Origin of the sequence: Micromonospora sp. NPDC049801 (genome assembly GCF_040656575.1) — a bacterium.
In the GTDB taxonomy this organism is placed as follows: Bacteria; Actinomycetota; Actinomycetes; order Mycobacteriales; family Micromonosporaceae; genus Micromonospora.
In genome coordinates, this window is the sequence record NZ_JBFAMS010000003.1 from 495,585 (window position 1) to 513,907 (window position 18,323).

Consider the following 18,323-nt stretch of genomic DNA (forward strand, 5'->3'; position numbering starts at 1 on the left):
CCCCGCGGTTGATCAAGAGGTTCGCGTCACGACACGCCGGATTGATGACGCGAACCTCTTGATCAACCGGAGAAGAAGGGGGCGGGCGGTCAGCGGCCTAGGGTCAGGAGCAGCACCGTTGTTACCAGGCCGGTGCCGAGTACCACCATGATCGGTTGGGGGCCGAGCATCGCGTGCCGGCGATCGGCCAGCGCCCGCGCCGGCACGAGCCCCATCAGTGGCCCGAACAGCGTCACCACCAGCGCCAGCACCGGCATGCCGACCGCCAGGTCGCCGCCGTACCCGACGCCGAGCGCCCGCGCGGCGACGCCCAGCGCGTACCCGAGCACCGCGCCGCCCACCCCGCACAGCGCCAGCAACGGGTTGACCGAGCCCGGCAGCTCACCCGGCTGCCCGGCCCGGTTGAGCAGGTCACGAACCCGGCCGAGGAGCAACGCCGGGTCGGCCGGGGCACCGCCGTTGGCCGGCACGGGCGGTCCGCCGATGCGACGGGCGCCCAGCCGGGCACGGGCCTGCTGCCACAGGTGCGCCACCTCGGCGTCCACCCGTTCCTGCTCCTCCCGGGCGTCGACCAGCTCCTGCTCGGCACGCCGCACCTCGGCGACGGCCTCGTCGACCGCGCGTTCGGCCGCCGCGCACTGCCGCTCGTACCAGGTGTGCGCCTCGGCGCGCTGCTCGCGCACCCGAGCGGTCAGCTCGGCGAGCCGTCGTAGCTGCGCCGTGTACGTCTCACTCGCCACCGGCTCGTTCATCGCGACGGTCCATAGGGGATGATCACGTGGCCGGTGCGGTGCACGGCCCGGTCGAAGAAGAGCCCACGCCACGGGCGGGGATACCAGTCCGGGCCGCCGGTGCCCGGATAGAGCGACGCGCCCAGCTCACCGCCGTGCGCGTCCAACGCCACCCAGGCCCCGATCTGGTCGGTGCGGGCGGCGGGACCACCCAGGTCGGCGCGCATCCGCGCCACGCCCCGCCACCAGGCCAGCACGTGGGTACGCCGCTCCGGCCCGTCGTGCAGGATCCGGCGCAACTGCTCCAGGCCCGTGCGCCGGCCCGTCCGCGCCGCGAGGGCGCCGGCCGCCGCGTCGACCGCGAACAGCAGCAGGTAGTGCGGGCTGCCCGCGCCGGACAACCCGTCGGCCGTCTCGGTCATCAACTCGCCGACGGTCTCCTCGTCGTACCAGGCGGCGTCGTCGGCCAGGTCGTCGTAGAGCGTGCGGGCGATGCCGTCGGCGTCCGGGTCGAGGCAGGCGATGGAGAAGCGGGCGGTGCCCGGCGGGTGCTGGCGGGCCAGTGACCGGGCCGCCGCGTCCAGCACCGCGCACGCCTCGTCCACCCGCGTGCCGAGCACCGCCAGGTTGCGTCCGGGCGCGCGGGGCAGCCGCAGCGCCGCCGAACGCGCCTGCACGTCGATGATCTCGCCGAGCAGGGCCACCGGGTTGCGCGGGGAGCGGCCGTCCGCCGGGGCTTCGAGGGCCCGGAAGTCGGGGGCCTCGGTGAGCCGGGGGATCGCGTCACCGTCGAAGAGCCGGGCCGGGGCCGCGTCCGGCGGGCGCATCCGCCACAGGCGGTGCTGCAGGCCGCTCCACGTCTCCCAGTCGCTGGCAGCCGGGATCCGGGCGACCTCGTTGCCCTCGACCATGCCCGACTCGGCGTTGACCACCGCGTGCCAGCGTGGCAGCGACTGCGCCGCGTCGTTTCGTTCGGCGAGGATCCGCAACGCCTTGGGCAGCGCGATCCGCAGGGCGAACTGCGCCACCAGCGCGGGACGCCCCCACAGCGCCTCGATGCCCCGGACGTCCTGGGAGGCGAGCACCAGGTGGATGCCCTGCGACCGGCCGCGGCGGGCCAGGTCCTCCAGCAGGTCGGCCGCCTCCCGGGCCACCACGTCACGGCCGGCCAGCAGCATCTGGAACTCGTCGACCACCGCGACGATCCGCGGCCAGTGCCCGGTCGGGTCCACCGCGCGCAACTCGGCGAGCTTGGTGACCTCGTGTTTCTTGGCCGCGTCGGCCCGCCGCCGCAGCTCCTCGGCGAGGAAACGCAGCAGCGCCAGCCCGAACTCCCGGTCGGTGTTGACGTTGATCCCGACCAGGCGCATGTGCGGCAGCCAGCTCGGGTCACGCCGGCCCTGCGCGAACCGGGCGAAGGACACGCCCTCCTTGAAGTCCAGCAGATAGAACTCCAGCTCGGCGGGGGAGTAGCGGGCCGCCAGCGCGCCGATCCACGCGAAGATCAGGTTCGTCTTGCCGGTGCCGGACGGCCCTCCGATGAGGGCGTGCGGCGGATAGTCGGCGAGCGTCAGGCGGACCGGTCGACCCTGCGGTCCCTCGCCGATCGGCACGGTCAGGCCGTCCGCCGAGTTCTCCCGCCACATCAGCTCGGGCGGCGGCAACAGGTCGCCGAACGGCGTCGGCGGTGGGCCGGCGTTCATCTGGGCGGCGACCTCGCGGCAGGTCTCGGTGACCAGCGTCGCCGGCGGCGGTGGGTCCAGCCGGACCGAGAGGCCCGACGGGCCGCCGATCCGGGCGCCCGACGCGTCCGCCACCACCCGGGTCACCGTCGGGTCGTCGGGCAGTGACCCGCCACGGACCACCAGGTGCACCCCGCAGGCCGCGCCGGCACGGACCACCCGGTCGAGCTGCCCGCGCTCGTGCCGGTTCAACTCGTCGCCGCCGAGCAGCACCGCGACCCGCCACGGCTCGGGGCGGCGGCCGGTCGCCGAGGCCAGCTCCCGCAGGGACCCGTACTCGCCGGCCAGCACCGTCTCGTTGATCCGCCGGATCTGCTCGACCAGGTCGTCCAGGAGCGGGCCCAGTCCGCCGGGGCCGACGAAGGTGAGCAGCCCCGCCGTGCCCAGCGGCGCGAACCCAGCCAGGCCCCCGCCGAGGTGCTCCGGGTCGTACCCGATCAGTCGTACCCCACCGGGGTCGGCGCGACCGACGGCCCGCAGCAGCAGCGCGGACACCACGGCGTCGCAGCCGGCGCGGTCGTCGCCCGACAGGTGGACGTGCCCGGCGTCGAGCAGCGGCACCAGCGCGGGTACCGGCTCGACGTCGTCGAGCCGGACCGTACCGACCCGCAGCGCGCCGGGTGGCTCGGCCCGGCGCAGGGGCGTGGGGGTCCAGCCCGGCCAGTCGGCGCCGGCGCAGCCGGGCGCCTCCTGGCGGGCGGCGTCGGCGGCGTGGCGGGCCAGCTCCGCGATGCGGGTGGCGTGCCGGGCGTCGATCTCGGCGAGGCGGCGGTCGCGTTGACCGCCCACCCGCTCGGGTACGGCGGCGGCGGCCCGGCGGACCCGGGCGAGCCGCTCGCGCCCGGCGCTCAGGTCGGCCTGCGCGGCCGACAGCCGGGTACGGGTGGCGCCCAGCGCCTCGGCGAGGGAGTCCCGGACCCGGGTGGCGAGCTGCCCGCGCCGGTCAGCCATCGGAGCCCCGGCGAGCCGGCGCGTCCCGCCACGGGCTGCCCGTGCGCGGCGGTACGACCCCACCCGACGCCTGCCCGCCCGCCGCGCCGGAAGGCCGACCGCCGGCGCGCGGGACGTTCGGGCGTGGGCTCGCGCCGCTGTCGGGTCGACCGCCGGAGCGTGGGATGCCGGCGCGCTTGTCGTCGCGGCGTGGAGTCGGGCCCGCGTCCGGCTCGGCGGCGGCCTGCGGCGCTCCCGTGGGCAGGTCCCGGCCCAGCCGGGCGAGCAGCAGCCCGGCCGTCACCCCGGCGGCCACGGCCGAGTCGGCGGCGTGCGGCGGCTCCCCGGACGAGCGGGGCGGCGGCATCCGGCAGACCCGGGTCAGCAGCGTCTCCAGCACCGGCGGTGGCAGCCCGGGCAGCAGGTCCCGTACCCGGCCGTCCAGCTCCCCGCGCAGCCGGCCGAGGTCGCTGGCGCGGGGCGGATGCCCCAGCAGCTCACCGGCCAGCTCGCGCAGCAACGGGGGCGCGAGCGCCGCCATGCCGAGGCCCACGTCGGCCGACGCGCGGCGCAGCTCGGTCCGCAGTCGGTCACGGTCACCGGCGCGTACGCCGCCCACGACCCGGCGCAGCAGCTCCTGTGAGTCGCGTAGTCGCTCGTCGGGCTCGTCCGCGTCGGTCTCGTGCCCGCCGGTCAGCTCCGCCACCCGGACGGACCACCAGCGACGCATCCGTACCTGCTCGGGCCGCTCCGGCGCCACGGTGGTGGGCCCGTCCGACGGCGCCTCGTCGTGGCGCTGGTCGCGCTGCTGCGGCCGGGGCGGTGGGGCGCCGTCGGCGGCCAACCCGATCGCGACCAGGTACGCCGACAGCTGCTCCTGCGCCACCCGAAGCGCGTAGTTCGCGCTCTCGGCGTGCTCGGTGGCGGCGGACAACTCGGGCACGCCCATGGGGTTGGCCGACTCCTGGCGGACCCAGCGCAGCCGCTCGGCGGCCAGGCCGAACTTCTCCAGGGCCTGACCGAGCAGACCCACCGGGAACTCCTCGCTGGCCGCGCGGACCTGACCGCCGATGTCCTCGATGATGGACACGCCGGCCTACAGGGTGGAGACGTAGAGCTGGGCCTGCTCCACCGCGACCAGTGTCGCGGCGAGACACTCCTCCAGCTCCTGGCTGGCCTGTGTCAGCGAGGCCTGGGCCGCCTCCACCGTTTCGTGCCCGCTGCCCTCCAGCGCGCCGGCCAGGGTTTGTTGCGCCTCGGCCAGCTTCTCACCCGCCGCCTGGACGGCTGTCTGCCCGTCACCGATCTGTTGGAGGGCGACATCGATGGCAGCCTTCAGCTCGGCGACGCTCGCCACGGCGGAACCTCCTGGGGGCGGGGAGATCTCCATTAGAGCCTATCGCCATCCCCGGGAGAACATCCGCCCTGGCGGTGTTGATGCCCGCCTGACCGTTAAACCCCGTGAAGTGCCGGGAGTCCGTTCTGCGGGAGTCCCAGTGCGAGAACCTTTCAGTTTTCGCGGAGCCAGCGGGGGCCGTACACCTCCGCGCCCAGGGCGGTGACCCGCTCGCGTAGCTCCCGGTCGGCGGTGACCACCAGCCGGCGGCGCTGCGGGGCCGCCCGCACCAGCTCGACCACCGTGTCGTCACCCGAGCCGGGGGCGGAGACCACACGCACCTCGTCGATGCCGGGCACGTCCCGCGCCGCGCCCTCGACCACGAGCACCACGTCGACCGGTGCCGTCAACCGGGCGGGCAGCCCCTCGGCGGCCACCGGCGCGAGGGCGTCCCGCAGCCGGGCGGCAGCCCCGGCCCGGTCCCGCCACCACCCGTTGGGGCGGGAGCCCACCACGTTGGCACCGTCCACGATCAGCAGCGGGTTCTCCGTCATGCCGCCAGCCTGCCACCACCCGACCGAACCGGCCGGACGCCACTCCACGGCGAGGTGCGCCACCGCCTGCGGCGTTTGTCGCGCCGGGTGCCGGGTAGCCCCTGCCGACCGTGCCGCGCCCGACTGCGGAGGAGAGACATGATGGGACCCGGTGATCTCGGCTCCGACCCGTGGGACGAATTCCTGGCCCGGTACTTCGGCCGGGGTGAGGGAGGACGCCGACCGCCGCACCGGGTCGACATCACCCGACTGATGACCGCCGACGCGCGGGAGATGCTGGCCGACGCGGCCCGTCGCGCCGCCCAGCGGCAGAGCAGCGACCTGGACACCGACCACCTGCTCTGGGCGGCGCTGCAACGCGAACCGCTGCGCGACCTGGTCCGCCGGGCCGGCGCCGACCCGGACACCCTGCTCAACGCGCTCGGCGGCAAGGGCGACGGCGCGCCGCGCGGCGAGGTGCCACCGAACCTGTCGCTGACCCCGGCGGCCAAGCGGGCGCTGCTCGACGCCCACCAGCTGTCCCGGGCGATGGGCGCGAACTACATCGGCCCCGAGCACATCCTGATGGCCCTGCCGCTCAACCCCGAGTCGCCCGCCGGACGGATGCTGGCCGCCGGACGGATCCAACCCGAGTCGTTGCAGGCCGCCAACGCCGAACGCGGCCCGATGAACGGACCGAAGCCGGACCGGGGTACGCCCACCCTCGACCAGTACGGCCAGGACCTCACCGACCTGGCCCGCAACGACCAGATCGACCCGGTGATCGGCCGGGCCGACGAGATCGAGCAGGCCGTGGAGATCCTGTCCCGGCGGACCAAGAACAACCCCGTGCTGATCGGCGAGGCAGGTGTCGGCAAGACCGCCATCGTCGAGGGGTTGGCGGAGCGGATCTGCGACGGGGACGTCCCGCAGACCCTGCTCGGCAAGCGGGTCGTCCAACTCGACCTCGCCGGCCTGGTCGCCGGCACCCGCTACCGGGGTGACTTCGAGGAACGCCTCAAGAAGGTCATCGACGAGATCCGGGCGCACCGGGACGAGCTGATCATCTTCCTGGACGAGATCCACACCCTGGTCGGCGCGGGTGGCGCCGGCAGTGAGGGCGGGATGGACGCGTCCAACATGCTCAAGCCCGCCCTGGCGCGGGGTGAGCTGCGGGTGATCGGCGCGACCACGCTGGACGAGTACCGCAAGAGCATCGAGAAGGACGCCGCGCTGGCCCGGCGTTTCCAGCCCGTGTTGGTGCCCGAGCCGAGCATCGACGACACCATCGCGATCCTGCGCGGGCTGCGGGACCGGTACGAGGCGCACCACCAGGTGCGCTTCACCGACGAGGCGCTGGTCACCGCCGCCGAGCTGTCCGACCGGTACGTCACCGACCGGTTCCTGCCGGACAAGGCCATCGACCTCATCGACCAGGCCGGCGCGCGCGTGCGGCTGCGCACCCGTACCCCGGCGTCCGACGTACGGGAGCTGGAGCAGGAGCTCGACGACGTACGCCGCGACAAGGAGCAGGCCGTCACCGACGAGCAGTACGAGCGCGCCTCGGCGCTGCGCGACCGGATCGCCGAGCTGGAGGCGGAGATCCGGCGCGCCAACGGCGAGGACGGTCCGTCGTCCTCGCAGGTGCCCGAGGTGGGTCCACAGGAGATCGCCGAGGTCGTCTCCCGGGCCACCGGCATCCCGGTCAGCCAGCTCACCGAGGAGGAACGGGACCGGCTGCTGCGCCTGGAGGGTCACCTGCACGAGAAGGTGGTCGGCCAGGACGACGCGGTCACCGCGGTGGCCGAGGCGGTCCGCCGCTCCCGGGCCGGGCTGGCCGACCCGGAGCGTCCGATGGGCAGTTTCCTGTTCCTCGGCCCCACCGGCGTCGGCAAGACCGAGCTGGCCCGAGCCCTGGCCGAGGCGCTGTTCGGCGAGGCGGACCGCATGGTCCGGGTGGACATGAGCGAGTTCCAGGAGCGGCACACGGTGAGCCGGCTGGTCGGCGCCCCACCCGGGTACGTCGGCTACGAGGAGGCCGGCCAGCTCACCGAGGCGGTACGGCGCCGCCCGTACGCGGTGGTGCTGCTCGACGAGATCGAGAAGGCGCACCCGGACGTGTTCAACATCCTGCTCCAGGTGCTCGACGACGGGCGGCTCACCGACAGCCAGGGCCGTACGGTGAACTTCAAGAACACCGTCCTGATCATGACGAGCAACCTCGGCTCCGAGCTGATCACCGGCACCCAGCGTGCCGTCGGCTTCGGCACCGGCGCGCCCGGCAGCGAGCAGGAGAACGACGAGCTGCGCGAGCGGCTGATGCGCCGCCTGCAGGAGAACTTCCGCCCGGAGTTCCTCAACCGCATCGACGAGATCATCATCTTCCGCCGGCTCGAGGCCGAGCAGTTGCGCGACATCACCGCGCTGCTACTGGAGGACACCCGCCGCCGGATGCACGCCCAGGACATCCAGGTGGAGGTCACCACCGCCGGGGTGGACTGGCTCGCCGAGCACGGCTACCAGCCGGAGTTCGGCGCCCGTCCGCTGCGCCGGGTGATCCAGCGCGAGGTGGACAACCACCTGTCCCGGATGCTGCTCGAATCGGCGATCTCACCCGGCCAGAAGGTCGTCGTGGACGCCCGCGACGGGCAACTCACCTTCGACGTGACCGCGGGCGAGCGGGGCTACACCGCCGCCACGACAACACACCCACGATGAGCGGGCCGGCGGGACGCGAGGACCACGACGAGCCGCACGAGGACGCGGACGAGCACCCCGACCCGATCCTGGCGCCCCCGACCGCCAATCCACGCCGGACGCGGGTACCAGCCGAGGGCCTGCACCCCAAGACCGACCAGGACGACCCGGAGACGCGAGAGGAGACGTGATGGTACGCGACACGCGGCTCGACCCCGAGGTGGAAGTGCTCTGGGAGGACTTCCACGCCGAGGTCAACGTCCCGTCGGAGCAGCTGCGCACCTGGCTGTTGACCAGGGGATCGGGCGAGGAGTCGTTCAGCCCGAACCCGGACCTGGATCTGCCCCAGCCGGGGCGGGAGATCCTCAAGGTGCTCAACAAGCGCAAGGTCGACCTCACGCCGGAGGACATCGAGGTGATGCGCGAGGCGGTGGAGCGGATCCGCGAGCTGATGGACGCCAAGCCCCGGCGCGGCAACGCCGACGACGAGTGGCGGCACTCGCTGCTCGACCTCGGGCACGATCCGCTCGTGGAACGCTGAGCGCGGCCGTACGTGACGGCGCCGACCCGGTTCGGGTCGGCGCCGTCGTCGTGCCCTACTGGCCCTGATCGGGCTCCAGGCTGCCGATGGTCAGCCCCGCCGCGTCGGCGGCGGCGTCGCGCTCGCCCCGGGTCTGGTCCTCGCGGGTGAGCAGGTTGGCGTACTCGGTGACGTCGGCCGGGTCGGGCACCTCCGGGAGCCGGCGCAGGAACGCCTCCACCTGGCGGGTGGCGGCGGTGTGCGCGGCGGCGGCCTGGCGGAGCAGTTCGCGGTCGTCGGCGGGCGGGTAGAGATCGGTCATGTCCGCCAGATACCCGGACAGCGGCGGTTCGCACCGGCGGTGGCCCTCGTCTCGCCTCGCCTCACCGGCCGGCGATGCCGTCCAGGAGGGTGGTCAGGTTGTGGTCGAAGGTCTCCTCGGCGTCGAGGTGCGCGCCGTCGACGACGAGCCGGGCGATCGTGGGATAGCGGCCCGTGTCGAGCATGCGCGTCAGGTAGGGGCCGAGGCTGGCCTGCCAGGCGCTCAACTCGGTGCCGGTGGACCGGGCGGTACGTCGCTCGGTGACCTCCCGCCGCAGCGCTCCGATGATGAAGGCGTTGAGGGCGCCCAGGGCGCGCTGGAGGTCGTCGACGTCGCGTACGGCGGGGGCCTGGCTGAGCGCCGCGGCGGTCGACTCGCCCACGGTGAGCGCGTGCGGCCCGAGCTGCGGTCGTCCGCCGAGCAGGTCGGAGAACCACTCGTGGTCGAGGGCGGCGGCGCGGGTCCGTCGCACGATGGCCAGCACCGTGGCACGCCACCCGGGGTGCGGGCCACCCTCGGCGATCTCGGCGTAGACGGCGTCGACCATCAGGTCGAGCAGCTCTGACCGGTTGGTCACGTAGTCGTAGAGGCGCATCGGACCGACGCCGAGTTCCTTGGCGATCCGGCGGACCGACAGGCCGTCGAGGCCGTGCGCGTCGGCGAGCCGGATCGCCGTCTCGGCGATCTTCGCGCGGCTCAGCGGCACCGGCGTCGCCCGCGGGCGGGGCTCGGGCCGTTCCCACACCGGCACCACTTCGCTACCGTACGGTGTATCCACGAAATACAGTGTACGGTAAGGAGCATGGCGATGCGACTGGCGATCGTGGGCGGCGGCCTGGGCGGGCTGACGTTGGCACGGATCCTGCACCTGCACGGCATTGAGGCGGTGGTCCACGAACGCGAGGCGGACCGGGCCGCGCGCTCGCAGGGCGGGATGCTCGACCTGCACCCGGAGTCCGGGCAGCGCGCCCTCGCCGAGGCGGGCCTCGGCGAGGTGTTCCGGTCGTCGGCGCGGCCCGAGGGCGAGGAACACCGCATCCTCGACCCCGCCGGGCGTACGCTCGTGCACCACACACCGCGCCCCGGCTCATTCGACGGACGCCCGGAGATCGACCGCACCGTCCTGCGTCAGCTTCTGCTGGACGCGCTCCCGTCCGACGCGGTCACCTGGGGTCATCGCCTCGTCGGGGCGACGCCGCGACCCGCCGGCGGTTTCCTGCTGACCTTCGACAGCGGTCGTCGCGTCGAGTGCGACATTCTCGTCGGCGCGGACGGCGCGCGCTCGGTCGTCCGACCGCTGCTGATCGACGCGCCACTGACGTACGTCTCCACCCACGTGGATCTCACCATCGGCGACGCCGACCGTCGCCACCCGGAGCTCGCCGAGATGGTCGGCCCCGGCAACCTGTGGTGCGTCGGCGTCAACCAGATCCTCGCCGCCCAGCGCCTCGGCGACGGCAGCATCCGGGTCGGGATCTCGCTCCGTGCCGAGGGCCGTGACCTGGACGCCTACCGCAGCAAGGATGCGCTACGGGCCCTCTTCGACGGCTGGGACGCGCGCCTGGTCGCCCTCATCGACGCCGGCGACGACGCGCCGACGCCGCGCCGGGTCGAGGCGATGCCGGTCGGCGCGCGCTGGGTCCACCAGCCGGGAGTCACCCTGCTCGGTGACGCCGCGCACCTCATGCCCCCGGTCGGCGAGGGCGCCAACCAGGCCATGCTGGACGCGGCCGAACTCGCCCACGAACTCGTCGCCCACCCCGGCGACCCGGACGCGGCGATCCGGGCGTACGAGGAGGCGATGTTCGCCAGGGTCCAGCCGATCGCCGAGATGTGCGCACGGGTCCAGGCCATGATGCTGTCCCCGACGGCGGCCGACGACCTCGTCCGCTTCTTCACGCGGCGTCCCGCCGAGCCCGTCGGGCAGTAGGCCCTCACGCCGCGCTGGGCTGTCGAACGCCGAAGGCCGGGTTGCGTACCAGCCAGTCCAGGTAGGTGGGGTGCGACGCCAGCGAGTCGGTGTACGCCGCCTTCGCCGTGGCCAGCAGCAGCTCCGCGTCGCGGGCGGCGGGCGACTCCGGATGCCACCCCAGCAGCAGTCGCCAGCGCAGCGGGACACCGGCCAACCGCCGGGTGACCAGACCGGCCACCGGCCGGAACGTCGCCTGGCACAGGGCCACCGCGACGCCCGCGTCCACCAGGTCGACGCAGCCGCGGATGTCGGTCTCGTACACCTTGCGCGGGGTGAAGCCGGCGCGCGCGCAGGCGGCGGCGAAACAGTCGCCGAAGCAGCCGTCGCCGGGCGCGGCCACCCACTGCTCGTGGCGCAGGTCGGCCAGGCGCACCTCGTCCCGGTCGGCGAGCGGGTGGCTCGCCGGCAGCAGGACCAGCACCGGGTCGACGGCCACCTCCCGCCATCGCAACCCGAACTCGGCCGACGGGGTGGCGTCGCCGCAGACGCCGGTGAGGGCGAAGTCCAACCGTCCGCCGGCCACCAACTGCGCCAGCTCGTCCACCGACCACGAGGCGTACGTGGTGATCTGGGCCGGCGGCTCCTCGGCGGCGAGGCGGTGCACCAGCCGGCCCAGGATCGGGCTGTTCACGCCGCCGAGCCGGTAGCAGCGTGACACCTCGGCGGCACCGGCCAGCCGCGCCGCCTCGTCCTGTAGGCCCTTCATGGCCGGCAGCAGCACCCGGGCCCGGGCGAGCACCAGCTCACCGAGCGCGGTGGGGCGGGCGCCGCGCCGGTCCCGGTCGAACAGCGGCCCGCCCAGCGTCCGTTCGATCCGCTGGAGCTGGGCGGTCAGCGCCGGCTGGGCGAGCCCGAGGGTCGACGCCGCCTTGGTCACACTCCCTGTCTCCGCGATCGCGCAGACCACCCGCAGGTGTCGCAGCTCCAGGTTCATACGGTGACGGTAGGACCACGTCGCAGCCGGCGGAAGGGGCCAAGTGGATCGGTGACATTGAATGCATTCTCTGGTGCGGCCCGCGCGTTCAGTCGCGCGGCGGCTCCGGCAGGTCCTTCAGGTACGTCGGCCGCCGCGTCACCGCGTCGCGGAGCTTGTCCACCACGCCCACCGCCGGCTCGACGATGCGGTTCCACGGCGGCGTGGCCGGAGTGCCCGGGTGCGGCCGGGTCGGAGCGGCCTCCTCGGCGATCTCCAACCGGTTGCCCAGCCGGATCAGCTCCTCCGACGTCGCCACCGCGCGCAGCTCGGTGACGAGCGTGCCCACCCCGTCGACGTGGCGGCGGACCCGCTCGGCGACCTCGGTCACGGTCTCGTCGTTCAGCCCCTTGAGGGCGGCCAGCAACGCCGCGTCACCGTCGATCTCCGCGTCCACCCGGGCGGCCTCGGCCGGCAGCGCCGCCCGCACCGCTGGCAGCAGGTACTGCTCCTCGGCGGAGATGTGCCGCGACAGCGCGGCGGTGAGCACCGCGAGGGCCTCGTTCGGCGTGGCGTCCGGGCCGCTGAGCTGGTCCACCAGGGTCAGCAACTGCCGGTGCTCGCGGTCCACGATGTCGGCGACGCTACGGCCGCCGGGCCGGTAACCCTCGTCGGGGGCGGGCGTGGGCGGCAACGGGGGCAGGGGAACGGCGGACATGATGCCCTCCTCGACTGGCGGGCGGAAGCTCCGGCAGGGGTTGTGCGGTCGTGGGCGGCGGTACCCGAACGCGGCCGCCGCGAAACCGCCGCCCGATTCGTCGACCTGGATGCCCGGCCGCCTCCCCTCGGTGCGCCGGCCCGCCGGTAACTCGGGGCTGGTATGAAGGGGCGATGACGAGCGACGCCGCCTCCGCCCGACCGGACCCCACCGCGGAGGTCGTGGACCTCTGCCGCGACCTGCTGCGCATCGACACCACGAACACCGGTGACAACGACACCAGCGTCGGCGAACGCCGCGCGGCCGAGTACGTGGCGGAGAAGCTCGCCGAGGTGGGCATCGAATCGGTCCTGCACGAGTCCGCGCCAGGCCGGGCGAACGTGGTGGCCCGCATCCCCGGCGCCGACCCGAGCCGGGAGGCCCTGCTGGTGCACGGCCACCTGGACGTGGTGCCCGCCGACGCCGACGAGTGGTCGGTGCACCCGTTCTCCGGCGAGCAGCGCGACGGCTACCTGTGGGGTCGCGGCGCCATCGACATGAAGGACTTCGACGCGATGGTGCTCGCCGTGGTGCGGCACTGGCAGCGCACCGGCGTCCGGCCCCCGCGCGACATCGTCCTCGCGTACACCGCCGACGAGGAGGCGGGCAGCGACTACGGCGCGCGCTTCCTGGTCGAGAACCACCGCGACCTCTTCGACGGCTGCACCGAGGCGATCGGCGAGGTCGGCGGGTTCTCCTACTCGGTCAACGACAGCCAGCGCCTCTACCTCATCGAGACCGCCGAGAAGGGCATCGACTGGCTGCGGCTGCACGCCAAGGGTCGACCCGGGCACGGGTCGATGGTGCACGACGACAACGCGGTCACCGCCCTCGCCGAGGCGGTGGCCCGCATCGGCGGGCACCGCTTCCCGGTGGTGGTGACCGACACCGTACGGGCGTTCCTGACCGAGGTCTCCGACCTGCTCGGCATCGAGCTGGACCCGGAGGACCCGGAGGTCGCCATCGCCAAGCTCGGCCCGATCGCCAACATCATCGGCGCGACGATCCGCAACACCGCCAACCCGACCCGGTTGAGCGCCGGCTACAAGGACAACGTCATCCCGGGCCGCGCCACCGCCACCATCGACTGCCGCAGCCTCCCCGGCCAGTCCGAGCTGCTCGAGCGGCAGTTGCGCGAGCTGGTCGGCCCGGACATCGACATCGAGTACATCCAGCGGCAGCCCGCGTTGGAGACCACCTTCGACGGCGACCTCGTCGAGGCGATGTCGGCGGCGCTGCGCGCCGAGGACCCGGGGGCGCGGCCGGTGCCGTACATGCTCTCCGGCGGCACCGACGCGAAGGCGTTCTCGACGCTCGACATCCGCTGCTTCGGGTTCGCGCCGCTGCGGCTGCCCGCCGACCTGAACTTCTCCGCGTTGTTCCACGGCATCGACGAGCGCGTTCCGGTCGACGGACTACAGTTCGGCGTGCGGGTTCTCGACCGGTTCCTCCGCACCTGCTAGCAGTGTCCGCGTTACCTCCCCATCGTGAAGGGACTGCCCCACATGACCGACCAGCACGGTGAGCTGGACGCCGCACTCGAGCGGGTGATCGAAGCGGCCCGCCACCACCTGGCCGCCGTACGCGCCGCGCAGGGCCGCGTCGACGACGACGACGTCTGGCAGGCGTACGTGGCGTTGAACAACGCCTCCTTCGCCTACGACGAGCAGCTCCTCGACGCCTTCGGTGAGGTCACGCCGTGGGACGTCGACTCGATCGACCCGGACGAGGCCGACGAGCGCTTCGGCGGCGACGGTGTCGAGGCCAGCGACCCGCACCCCCGCGTGATCTCGGTGCGCCAACGCCGCGACTACCGGGTGCCGAGCATCTCCGCGCTGCTGCGGGCGGCCGAGGCGGCCCGCCGCGAGGGCACCCCCGAGGACGACGAGCCGGCGCCGGTGGAGGGCGTCGGTGAGGCGGTGCTGGAGCTGCTGCAGAGCGGCGACGGCTCGCTCGGCGCACTCGACGTCCCGGAGCTGGAACCGCTCGACGGGGTGGTGATGGTCAGCGAGGTGGGCACCCCGGTCGACCTGGAGTCGTTCGACGACGACGACGCGGTCGGCCCGTTCCAGCCGGCCGCCGACGACCGGCTCGTCGGTCGTCTCGACGAGCACCCGTTCCTGGAACTCGACGACGACGACCACGACCACGCCGGGCACCAGCACTAGTTTGTGGCGGGCCGTACGACGCCCGGGGCCCGACCGTACGCGGTTCGGGTCCCGGGCGTTTCGTCGCGGTGCCCCGGCCGGGTGTCAGTACGACAGGCCCGGCTGCGGCTGGTTGACCCGCCGACGCCGCAACATGACCTGCCGCGTGCCGTCCCGGAACAGCCGTACCCGGGCCAACTCCCACCCGGAGAACTCCGCCTGGATCGCCAACTGCGCCGCTGCGGTCAACCGGTCGACGTTCGGCGGCAGCCGCAGCGGCGCGTACTCGTAGTCCATGCCACCCATGCTGCCCAGCCCGGCGGCAGTCCGCCACCCCCTGGAGGGTGACCGACGCCGCTGCGGTGCCTGGCTCGTGCCGTCTCGGGTCACCCGTCGCGTTCGGGGTAGCCGACCGGCACCCCGGAGACGTCCTCCAACGCGGTGGTGATCTCCTCGGGCAGCGTGATGCGCTCGACCTGCAACGCGCCGAGCAGTTGCCCGACCGTCCGGGCGCCCAGGATCGGCGCGGTCACCCCGGGCCGGTCCCGGATCCAGGCCAGCGCCACCTCCAGCGGCGAGACCCCCAGCCCGCCGGCCGCGGTCGCCACCGCCTCCACGATGCTGGAGCAGCGCGGCTCCAGGTAGGTGGAGACGAACCGCTCGAAGTGCGGGGAGGCGGCCCGGGAGTCCGCCGGACGCCCATGCCGGTACTTGCCGGTGAGTACCCCCCGACCCAGCGGCGACCAGGGCAGCACGCCGAGGCCCAGCGCGTCAGCGGCCGGCAGGACCTCCCGTTCCACCCCCCGCTCCAGCAGCGAGTACTCCACCTGGGTGGCGACCACCGGCGCCCGGCCCGGCCAGGCCGTCTGCCAGGCGGCGGCCCGCGCGGTCTGCCAGCCGGAGAAGTTCGACACCCCCACGTAACGGACCTTTCCGCTGGCCACCGCGTGGTCCAGCGCCGCGAGCGTCTCCTCCAGGGGGGTGTCCGGGTCGTATCCGTGCACCTGGAACAGGTCGACGTGGTCGGTGCCGAGCCGACGCAGCGACGCCTCCAGGGTGCGCAGCAGGTGACCCCGGGAGCCGTCGCGCCGCCGGGCGCTGCCCGGACGCAACCCCGCCTTCGTGGCGATCAGCAGCTCTTCGCGCGGGACGAGGGTGCCCAGCAGCGACCCGATCACCGACTCGGCGTCGCCGTCGCCGTACACGTCGGCGGTGTCGATCAGGTTGCCGCCCGCGTCCAGGAAACTCTTGAGCTGGGCGGCCGCATCGTCGGCGTCGGTGTCCCGGCCCCAGGTCATGGTGCCGAGCGCGAGCCGCGAAACCGCCAGCCCGCTTCGGCCGAGCGGTCGCTGTTGCATGGGTGAACCTTATTTCGAACCCGCCGCCACGGATATCCTCGCTCCCGTCATCTCTGCCGGTTCTGCCGGTTCCGCCTCCGGAAGGCACCGCGACGGACGGGGGATCATTGGCGGTGAGCCGGTGATCGGGTCCGTTTTCGGCATTGCGTAACCTGATGCGACCTGTGCCACGGATGGGGGAGGACCAGTGCGACTCGGGCTCAGCCTCGGATACCAGACAGCGTGGAGTACGCCGGCCGACCACCTGGCGCTGGCCCAGGAGGCGGACCGCCTCGGCTACTCGGTGGTGTGGGCGGCGGAGGCGTACGGCTCCGACTCGCCCAGCATGCTCGCCTGGATGGCCGGCCAGACGCAACGGATCGACGTGGGCTCGGCGGTGATGCAGATCCCCGCCCGTACACCGGCCGCCACCGCGATGACGGCCGCCACCATCGACGCCCTGTCCGACGGCCGGTTCCGGCTCGGCCTCGGCGTCTCCGGCCCGCAGGTCTCCGAGGGCTGGCACGGGGTGCGGTTCGCCAAGCCCCTGGGCCGTACCCGCGAGTTCGTCGACATCGTCAAGCTGGCCATCGCCCGCAAGGAGGTGGCGTACGACGGTGAGCACTACACGCTGCCGCTGCCCGACGGCCCCGGCAAGGCGCTGCGGCTGAGCTTCCACCCGCCCCGCGAGCACATCCCGATCTACCTGGCCGCGGTCGGTCCGAAGAACCTGGAGCTGGCCGGCGAGATCGCCGACGGCTGGCTCGCCGTGTTCTACGCCCCGGAGTTCGCCGACGAGCACCTCGCCGCCGTCTCCGCCGGCCGGGCCAAGGCCGGCAAGGAGTTGGCCGGTTTCGACGTCGTGCCGTCCGTGCCGGTCGTCGTCGGCGACGACGTCGCCTCCTGCGCCGAGCTGGTCCGCTGGTACGCCGCGCTCTACGTCGGCGGGATGGGCAGCCGGCAGCAGAACTTCTACAACCAGCTCGCCACCCGGATGGGCTACGGCGACGCCGCCCGCGAGGTCCAGGACCTCTACCTGGCCAAGCGCCAGCGCGACGCCGCCGCCGCCGTACCCATGGAGTTCATCGACCGTACGTCGCTGCTCGGCCCGAAGGAGCGCATCGCCGAGAGGATGCGCGAGTACGCCGCCTCCGGTGTCACCACGCTGTCGGTGACCCTGTTCGTGGCCGACCGGGACAGCGGTGTGCAGACCCTGCGGACCGTCGCCGAGGCTCTCGAGCTCTCGGGAGTCGGCGAGTGACCTGGGTTGAGGCCATCGTCCTGGGCATCGTCCAGGGGCTGACCGAGTTCCTGCCGGTCAGCTCGTCGGGGCATCTGCGGATCACCTCGGCGATCTTCTTCGACCGCGACGCGGGCGCGTCGTTCACCGCGGTCACCCAGCTCGGCACCGAGGCCGCCGTGCTGATCTACTTCGCGAAGGACATCTGGCGGATCACCCGTACCTGGCTGGTCGGGCTCAGGGACAAATCCGTGCGTTCGAGCCTCGACTACCGGATGGGCTGGTACGTGATCGTCGGCTCGATCCCCATCGGGCTGTTCGGGTTCCTCTTCAAGGACCAGATCAAGACGGCCGGGCGCAACCTCTGGGTGGTGTCGACCACGCTGATCGTGTTCGCGTTCGTGCTGGCCTTCGCCGAGTACTGGGGTCGGCAGACGCGCACGCTGGAGAACTTCCGGATGAAGGACGGCGTCGTGATGGGCTTCGCCCAGGCGATGGCGCTGGTCCCCGGCGTGTCCCGCTCCGGGGGGACGCTCACCGCCGGCCTGCTGCTCAACCTGACCCGGGAGGCGGCGGCGCGCTACTCGTTCCTGCTGGCCATCCCGGCGGTGGTGATGTCCGGGGTGTTCAGCCTTGGGGACGTCTTCGAGCCGTCCGCCCCGGGAACGTCCGTGCCCACGGTGGCCCAGACGATCGTGGCCACCCTCATCGCCTTCGGCATCGGGTACGCGGCGATCGCCTGGCTGCTGCGCTACGTCGCCCACCACACCCTGTACGTCTTCGTCCTGTACCGGGTCGCGCTGGGCACCCTGGTCCTCGCTCTTCTGCTCACCGGCACGATCAGCGCCACCTGACCGCACGCACCGAAGAACCGGCGATGGCCGGCACCCGTTGTCGGGTGCCGGCCATCTGTGTGTCTTAGCTGTTCCAGTTGTGGGCGACCAGGTCGGTGGCCTGCTGCTCCCACTGGGCGTAGGCGTCGGGGTAGGCGGAGACCTGCACGGTCTGCGCGGCGTCGGTCAGCGGCATGTCCTGCCAGCCGTCAACCTGGCGCAGGCCCTTGAGGAACGCGGTGGTGGAGTACTCGGGGTTGGTGATCTGCTCCGGGGTGCCCCAACCGCTGGTCGGGCGCTGCTGGAACAGGCC

19 protein-coding genes and 1 pseudogene are annotated in these 18,323 nt (G+C 73.3%); 8 read left to right on the forward strand and 12 right to left on the reverse strand.

What is annotated here, in order from left to right; all coding sequences use genetic code 11:
- Nucleotides 1-89: 89 nt before the first annotated feature.
- From AB0I89_RS08135 to AB0I89_RS08155, 5 genes are all read right to left on the reverse strand, one after another.
- Nucleotides 90-752: a hypothetical protein gene (locus tag AB0I89_RS08135; RefSeq protein ID WP_357122090.1), complete on the reverse strand. Its 663-nt coding sequence runs from the start codon at nt 750-752 to the stop codon at nt 90-92.
- The gene (locus tag AB0I89_RS08140) at nt 749-3,424 is read right to left on the reverse strand and encodes an FtsK/SpoIIIE domain-containing protein (protein WP_357122093.1); all 2,676 of its coding nucleotides are present in this window, start codon (nt 3,422-3,424) and stop codon (nt 749-751) included. Before AB0I89_RS08140 ends, AB0I89_RS08135 begins: the two co-directional genes overlap by 4 nt.
- Complete coding sequence (locus AB0I89_RS08145; RefSeq protein WP_357122096.1) at nt 3,417-4,493, reverse strand: hypothetical protein; 1,077 nt, start codon at nt 4,491-4,493, stop codon at nt 3,417-3,419. The genes AB0I89_RS08140 and AB0I89_RS08145 overlap by 8 nt, the downstream gene beginning before the upstream one ends.
- A 6-nt stretch (nt 4,494-4,499) precedes the next feature.
- A complete protein-coding gene (locus AB0I89_RS08150) occupies nt 4,500-4,760 on the reverse strand; it encodes a hypothetical protein (protein WP_007076395.1) in 261 nt (86 codons plus the stop codon).
- Nucleotides 4,761-4,912: 152 nt separating this feature from the next.
- Nucleotides 4,913-5,293 carry a hypothetical protein gene (locus tag AB0I89_RS08155; RefSeq protein WP_357122099.1) on the reverse strand — a complete coding sequence of 127 codons (381 nt, stop codon included), beginning with the start codon at nt 5,291-5,293 and terminating at the stop codon, nt 4,913-4,915.
- Between the two features lie 138 nt (nt 5,294-5,431).
- On the opposite strand from AB0I89_RS08155, the gene AB0I89_RS08160 reads away from it, so the two are divergent.
- Genes AB0I89_RS08160 through AB0I89_RS08170 form a run of 3 tightly spaced genes read left to right on the forward strand, consistent with a single transcriptional unit; the run spans nt 5,432 to nt 8,510 of the window.
- Nucleotides 5,432-7,990, forward strand: a complete 2,559-nt coding sequence (locus AB0I89_RS08160; RefSeq protein ID WP_357122102.1) for an ATP-dependent Clp protease ATP-binding subunit — start codon at nt 5,432-5,434, stop codon at nt 7,988-7,990.
- Nucleotides 7,987-8,160 carry a hypothetical protein gene (locus AB0I89_RS08165; protein ID WP_357122105.1) on the forward strand — a complete coding sequence of 58 codons (174 nt, stop codon included), beginning with the start codon at nt 7,987-7,989 and terminating at the stop codon, nt 8,158-8,160. The genes AB0I89_RS08160 and AB0I89_RS08165 overlap by 4 nt, the downstream gene beginning before the upstream one ends.
- Nucleotides 8,160-8,510, forward strand: coding sequence for a DUF3140 domain-containing protein (locus tag AB0I89_RS08170; RefSeq protein WP_234582023.1), 351 nt, complete (start codon nt 8,160-8,162; stop codon nt 8,508-8,510). Before AB0I89_RS08165 ends, AB0I89_RS08170 begins: the two co-directional genes overlap by 1 nt.
- 55 nt (nt 8,511-8,565) lie before the next feature.
- Here the strand turns inward: AB0I89_RS08170 and AB0I89_RS08175 are convergent, their stop codons facing one another.
- Nucleotides 8,566-8,811 carry a hypothetical protein gene (locus AB0I89_RS08175; protein WP_266241928.1) on the reverse strand — a complete coding sequence of 82 codons (246 nt, stop codon included), beginning with the start codon at nt 8,809-8,811 and terminating at the stop codon, nt 8,566-8,568.
- A gap of 61 nt (nt 8,812-8,872) precedes the next feature.
- Nucleotides 8,873-9,589, reverse strand: a complete 717-nt coding sequence (locus AB0I89_RS08180; RefSeq protein ID WP_357122109.1) for a TetR/AcrR family transcriptional regulator — start codon at nt 9,587-9,589, stop codon at nt 8,873-8,875.
- Between the two features lie 24 nt (nt 9,590-9,613).
- On the opposite strand from AB0I89_RS08180, the gene AB0I89_RS08185 reads away from it, so the two are divergent.
- The gene (locus AB0I89_RS08185; protein ID WP_357122112.1) at nt 9,614-10,741 is read left to right on the forward strand and encodes an NAD(P)/FAD-dependent oxidoreductase; all 1,128 of its coding nucleotides are present in this window, start codon (nt 9,614-9,616) and stop codon (nt 10,739-10,741) included.
- Nucleotides 10,742-10,745: 4 nt separating this feature from the next.
- Here the strand turns inward: AB0I89_RS08185 and AB0I89_RS08190 are convergent, their stop codons facing one another.
- On the reverse strand, nt 10,746-11,717 hold the full coding sequence (locus AB0I89_RS08190; protein ID WP_357122115.1) for a LysR family transcriptional regulator: 972 nt from the start codon (nt 11,715-11,717) through the stop codon (nt 10,746-10,748).
- 88 nt (nt 11,718-11,805) lie between these two features.
- Nucleotides 11,806-12,414, reverse strand: coding sequence for a hemerythrin domain-containing protein (locus AB0I89_RS08195; protein ID WP_357122118.1), 609 nt, complete (start codon nt 12,412-12,414; stop codon nt 11,806-11,808).
- Nucleotides 12,415-12,587: 173 nt separating this feature from the next.
- Here AB0I89_RS08195 and AB0I89_RS08200 point away from each other — a divergent pair, with 173 nt between their 5' ends.
- Together AB0I89_RS08200 and AB0I89_RS08205 are read left to right on the forward strand one after the other, a co-directional pair.
- Complete coding sequence (locus tag AB0I89_RS08200; protein WP_357122121.1) at nt 12,588-13,916, forward strand: M20/M25/M40 family metallo-hydrolase; 1,329 nt, start codon at nt 12,588-12,590, stop codon at nt 13,914-13,916.
- 42 nt (nt 13,917-13,958) lie between these two features.
- Nucleotides 13,959-14,621 carry a hypothetical protein gene (locus tag AB0I89_RS08205; protein ID WP_357122124.1) on the forward strand — a complete coding sequence of 221 codons (663 nt, stop codon included), beginning with the start codon at nt 13,959-13,961 and terminating at the stop codon, nt 14,619-14,621.
- Nucleotides 14,622-14,705: 84 nt separating this feature from the next.
- On the opposite strand, the gene AB0I89_RS08210 is transcribed toward AB0I89_RS08205, so the two are convergent.
- Both AB0I89_RS08210 and AB0I89_RS08215 read right to left on the reverse strand, forming a co-directional pair.
- Complete coding sequence (locus AB0I89_RS08210) at nt 14,706-14,897, reverse strand: DUF5703 family protein (RefSeq protein WP_039906151.1); 192 nt, start codon at nt 14,895-14,897, stop codon at nt 14,706-14,708.
- Between the two features lie 89 nt (nt 14,898-14,986).
- Complete coding sequence (locus AB0I89_RS08215; RefSeq protein ID WP_357122127.1) at nt 14,987-15,958, reverse strand: aldo/keto reductase; 972 nt, start codon at nt 15,956-15,958, stop codon at nt 14,987-14,989.
- A gap of 187 nt (nt 15,959-16,145) precedes the next feature.
- Here AB0I89_RS08215 and AB0I89_RS08220 point away from each other — a divergent pair, with 187 nt between their 5' ends.
- Nucleotides 16,146-17,198 (forward strand): LLM class F420-dependent oxidoreductase, encoded by a 1,053-nt coding sequence (locus tag AB0I89_RS08220; RefSeq protein ID WP_357122130.1) that lies wholly within the window; start codon nt 16,146-16,148, stop codon nt 17,196-17,198.
- Nucleotides 17,195-18,031, forward strand: a complete 837-nt coding sequence (locus AB0I89_RS08225) for an undecaprenyl-diphosphate phosphatase (RefSeq protein WP_357122133.1) — start codon at nt 17,195-17,197, stop codon at nt 18,029-18,031. The genes AB0I89_RS08220 and AB0I89_RS08225 overlap by 4 nt, the downstream gene beginning before the upstream one ends.
- A gap of 64 nt (nt 18,032-18,095) precedes the next feature.
- Here the strand turns inward: AB0I89_RS08225 and AB0I89_RS08230 are convergent.
- Nucleotides 18,096-18,323, reverse strand: a pseudogene (locus AB0I89_RS08230) (hypothetical protein); the annotation flags it as partial.

What these genes read in the sequence shown, in the direction of transcription:
- AB0I89_RS08135 (WP_357122090.1), bottom strand. Translation starts at nt 752, where the DNA reads ATGAACGAGCCGGTGGCGAGTGAGACGTACACGGCGCAGCTACGACGG.
- AB0I89_RS08140 (WP_357122093.1), bottom strand. Translation starts at nt 3,424, where the DNA reads ATGGCTGACCGGCGCGGGCAGCTCGCCACCCGGGTCCGGGACTCCCTC.
- AB0I89_RS08155 (WP_357122099.1), bottom strand. Translation starts at nt 5,293, where the DNA reads ATGACGGAGAACCCGCTGCTGATCGTGGACGGTGCCAACGTGGTGGGC.
- AB0I89_RS08160 (WP_357122102.1), top strand. Translation starts at nt 5,432, where the DNA reads ATGATGGGACCCGGTGATCTCGGCTCCGACCCGTGGGACGAATTCCTG.
- AB0I89_RS08165 (WP_357122105.1), top strand. Translation starts at nt 7,987, where the DNA reads ATGAGCGGGCCGGCGGGACGCGAGGACCACGACGAGCCGCACGAGGAC.
- AB0I89_RS08170 (WP_234582023.1), top strand. Translation starts at nt 8,160, where the DNA reads ATGGTACGCGACACGCGGCTCGACCCCGAGGTGGAAGTGCTCTGGGAG.
- AB0I89_RS08175 (WP_266241928.1), bottom strand. Translation starts at nt 8,811, where the DNA reads ATGACCGATCTCTACCCGCCCGCCGACGACCGCGAACTGCTCCGCCAG.
- AB0I89_RS08185 (WP_357122112.1), top strand. Translation starts at nt 9,614, where the DNA reads ATGGCGATGCGACTGGCGATCGTGGGCGGCGGCCTGGGCGGGCTGACG.
- AB0I89_RS08190 (WP_357122115.1), bottom strand. Translation starts at nt 11,717, where the DNA reads ATGAACCTGGAGCTGCGACACCTGCGGGTGGTCTGCGCGATCGCGGAG.
- AB0I89_RS08195 (WP_357122118.1), bottom strand. Translation starts at nt 12,414, where the DNA reads ATGTCCGCCGTTCCCCTGCCCCCGTTGCCGCCCACGCCCGCCCCCGAC.
- AB0I89_RS08200 (WP_357122121.1), top strand. Translation starts at nt 12,588, where the DNA reads ATGACGAGCGACGCCGCCTCCGCCCGACCGGACCCCACCGCGGAGGTC.
- AB0I89_RS08205 (WP_357122124.1), top strand. Translation starts at nt 13,959, where the DNA reads ATGACCGACCAGCACGGTGAGCTGGACGCCGCACTCGAGCGGGTGATC.
- AB0I89_RS08210 (WP_039906151.1), bottom strand. Translation starts at nt 14,897, where the DNA reads ATGGACTACGAGTACGCGCCGCTGCGGCTGCCGCCGAACGTCGACCGG.
- AB0I89_RS08215 (WP_357122127.1), bottom strand. Translation starts at nt 15,958, where the DNA reads ATGCAACAGCGACCGCTCGGCCGAAGCGGGCTGGCGGTTTCGCGGCTC.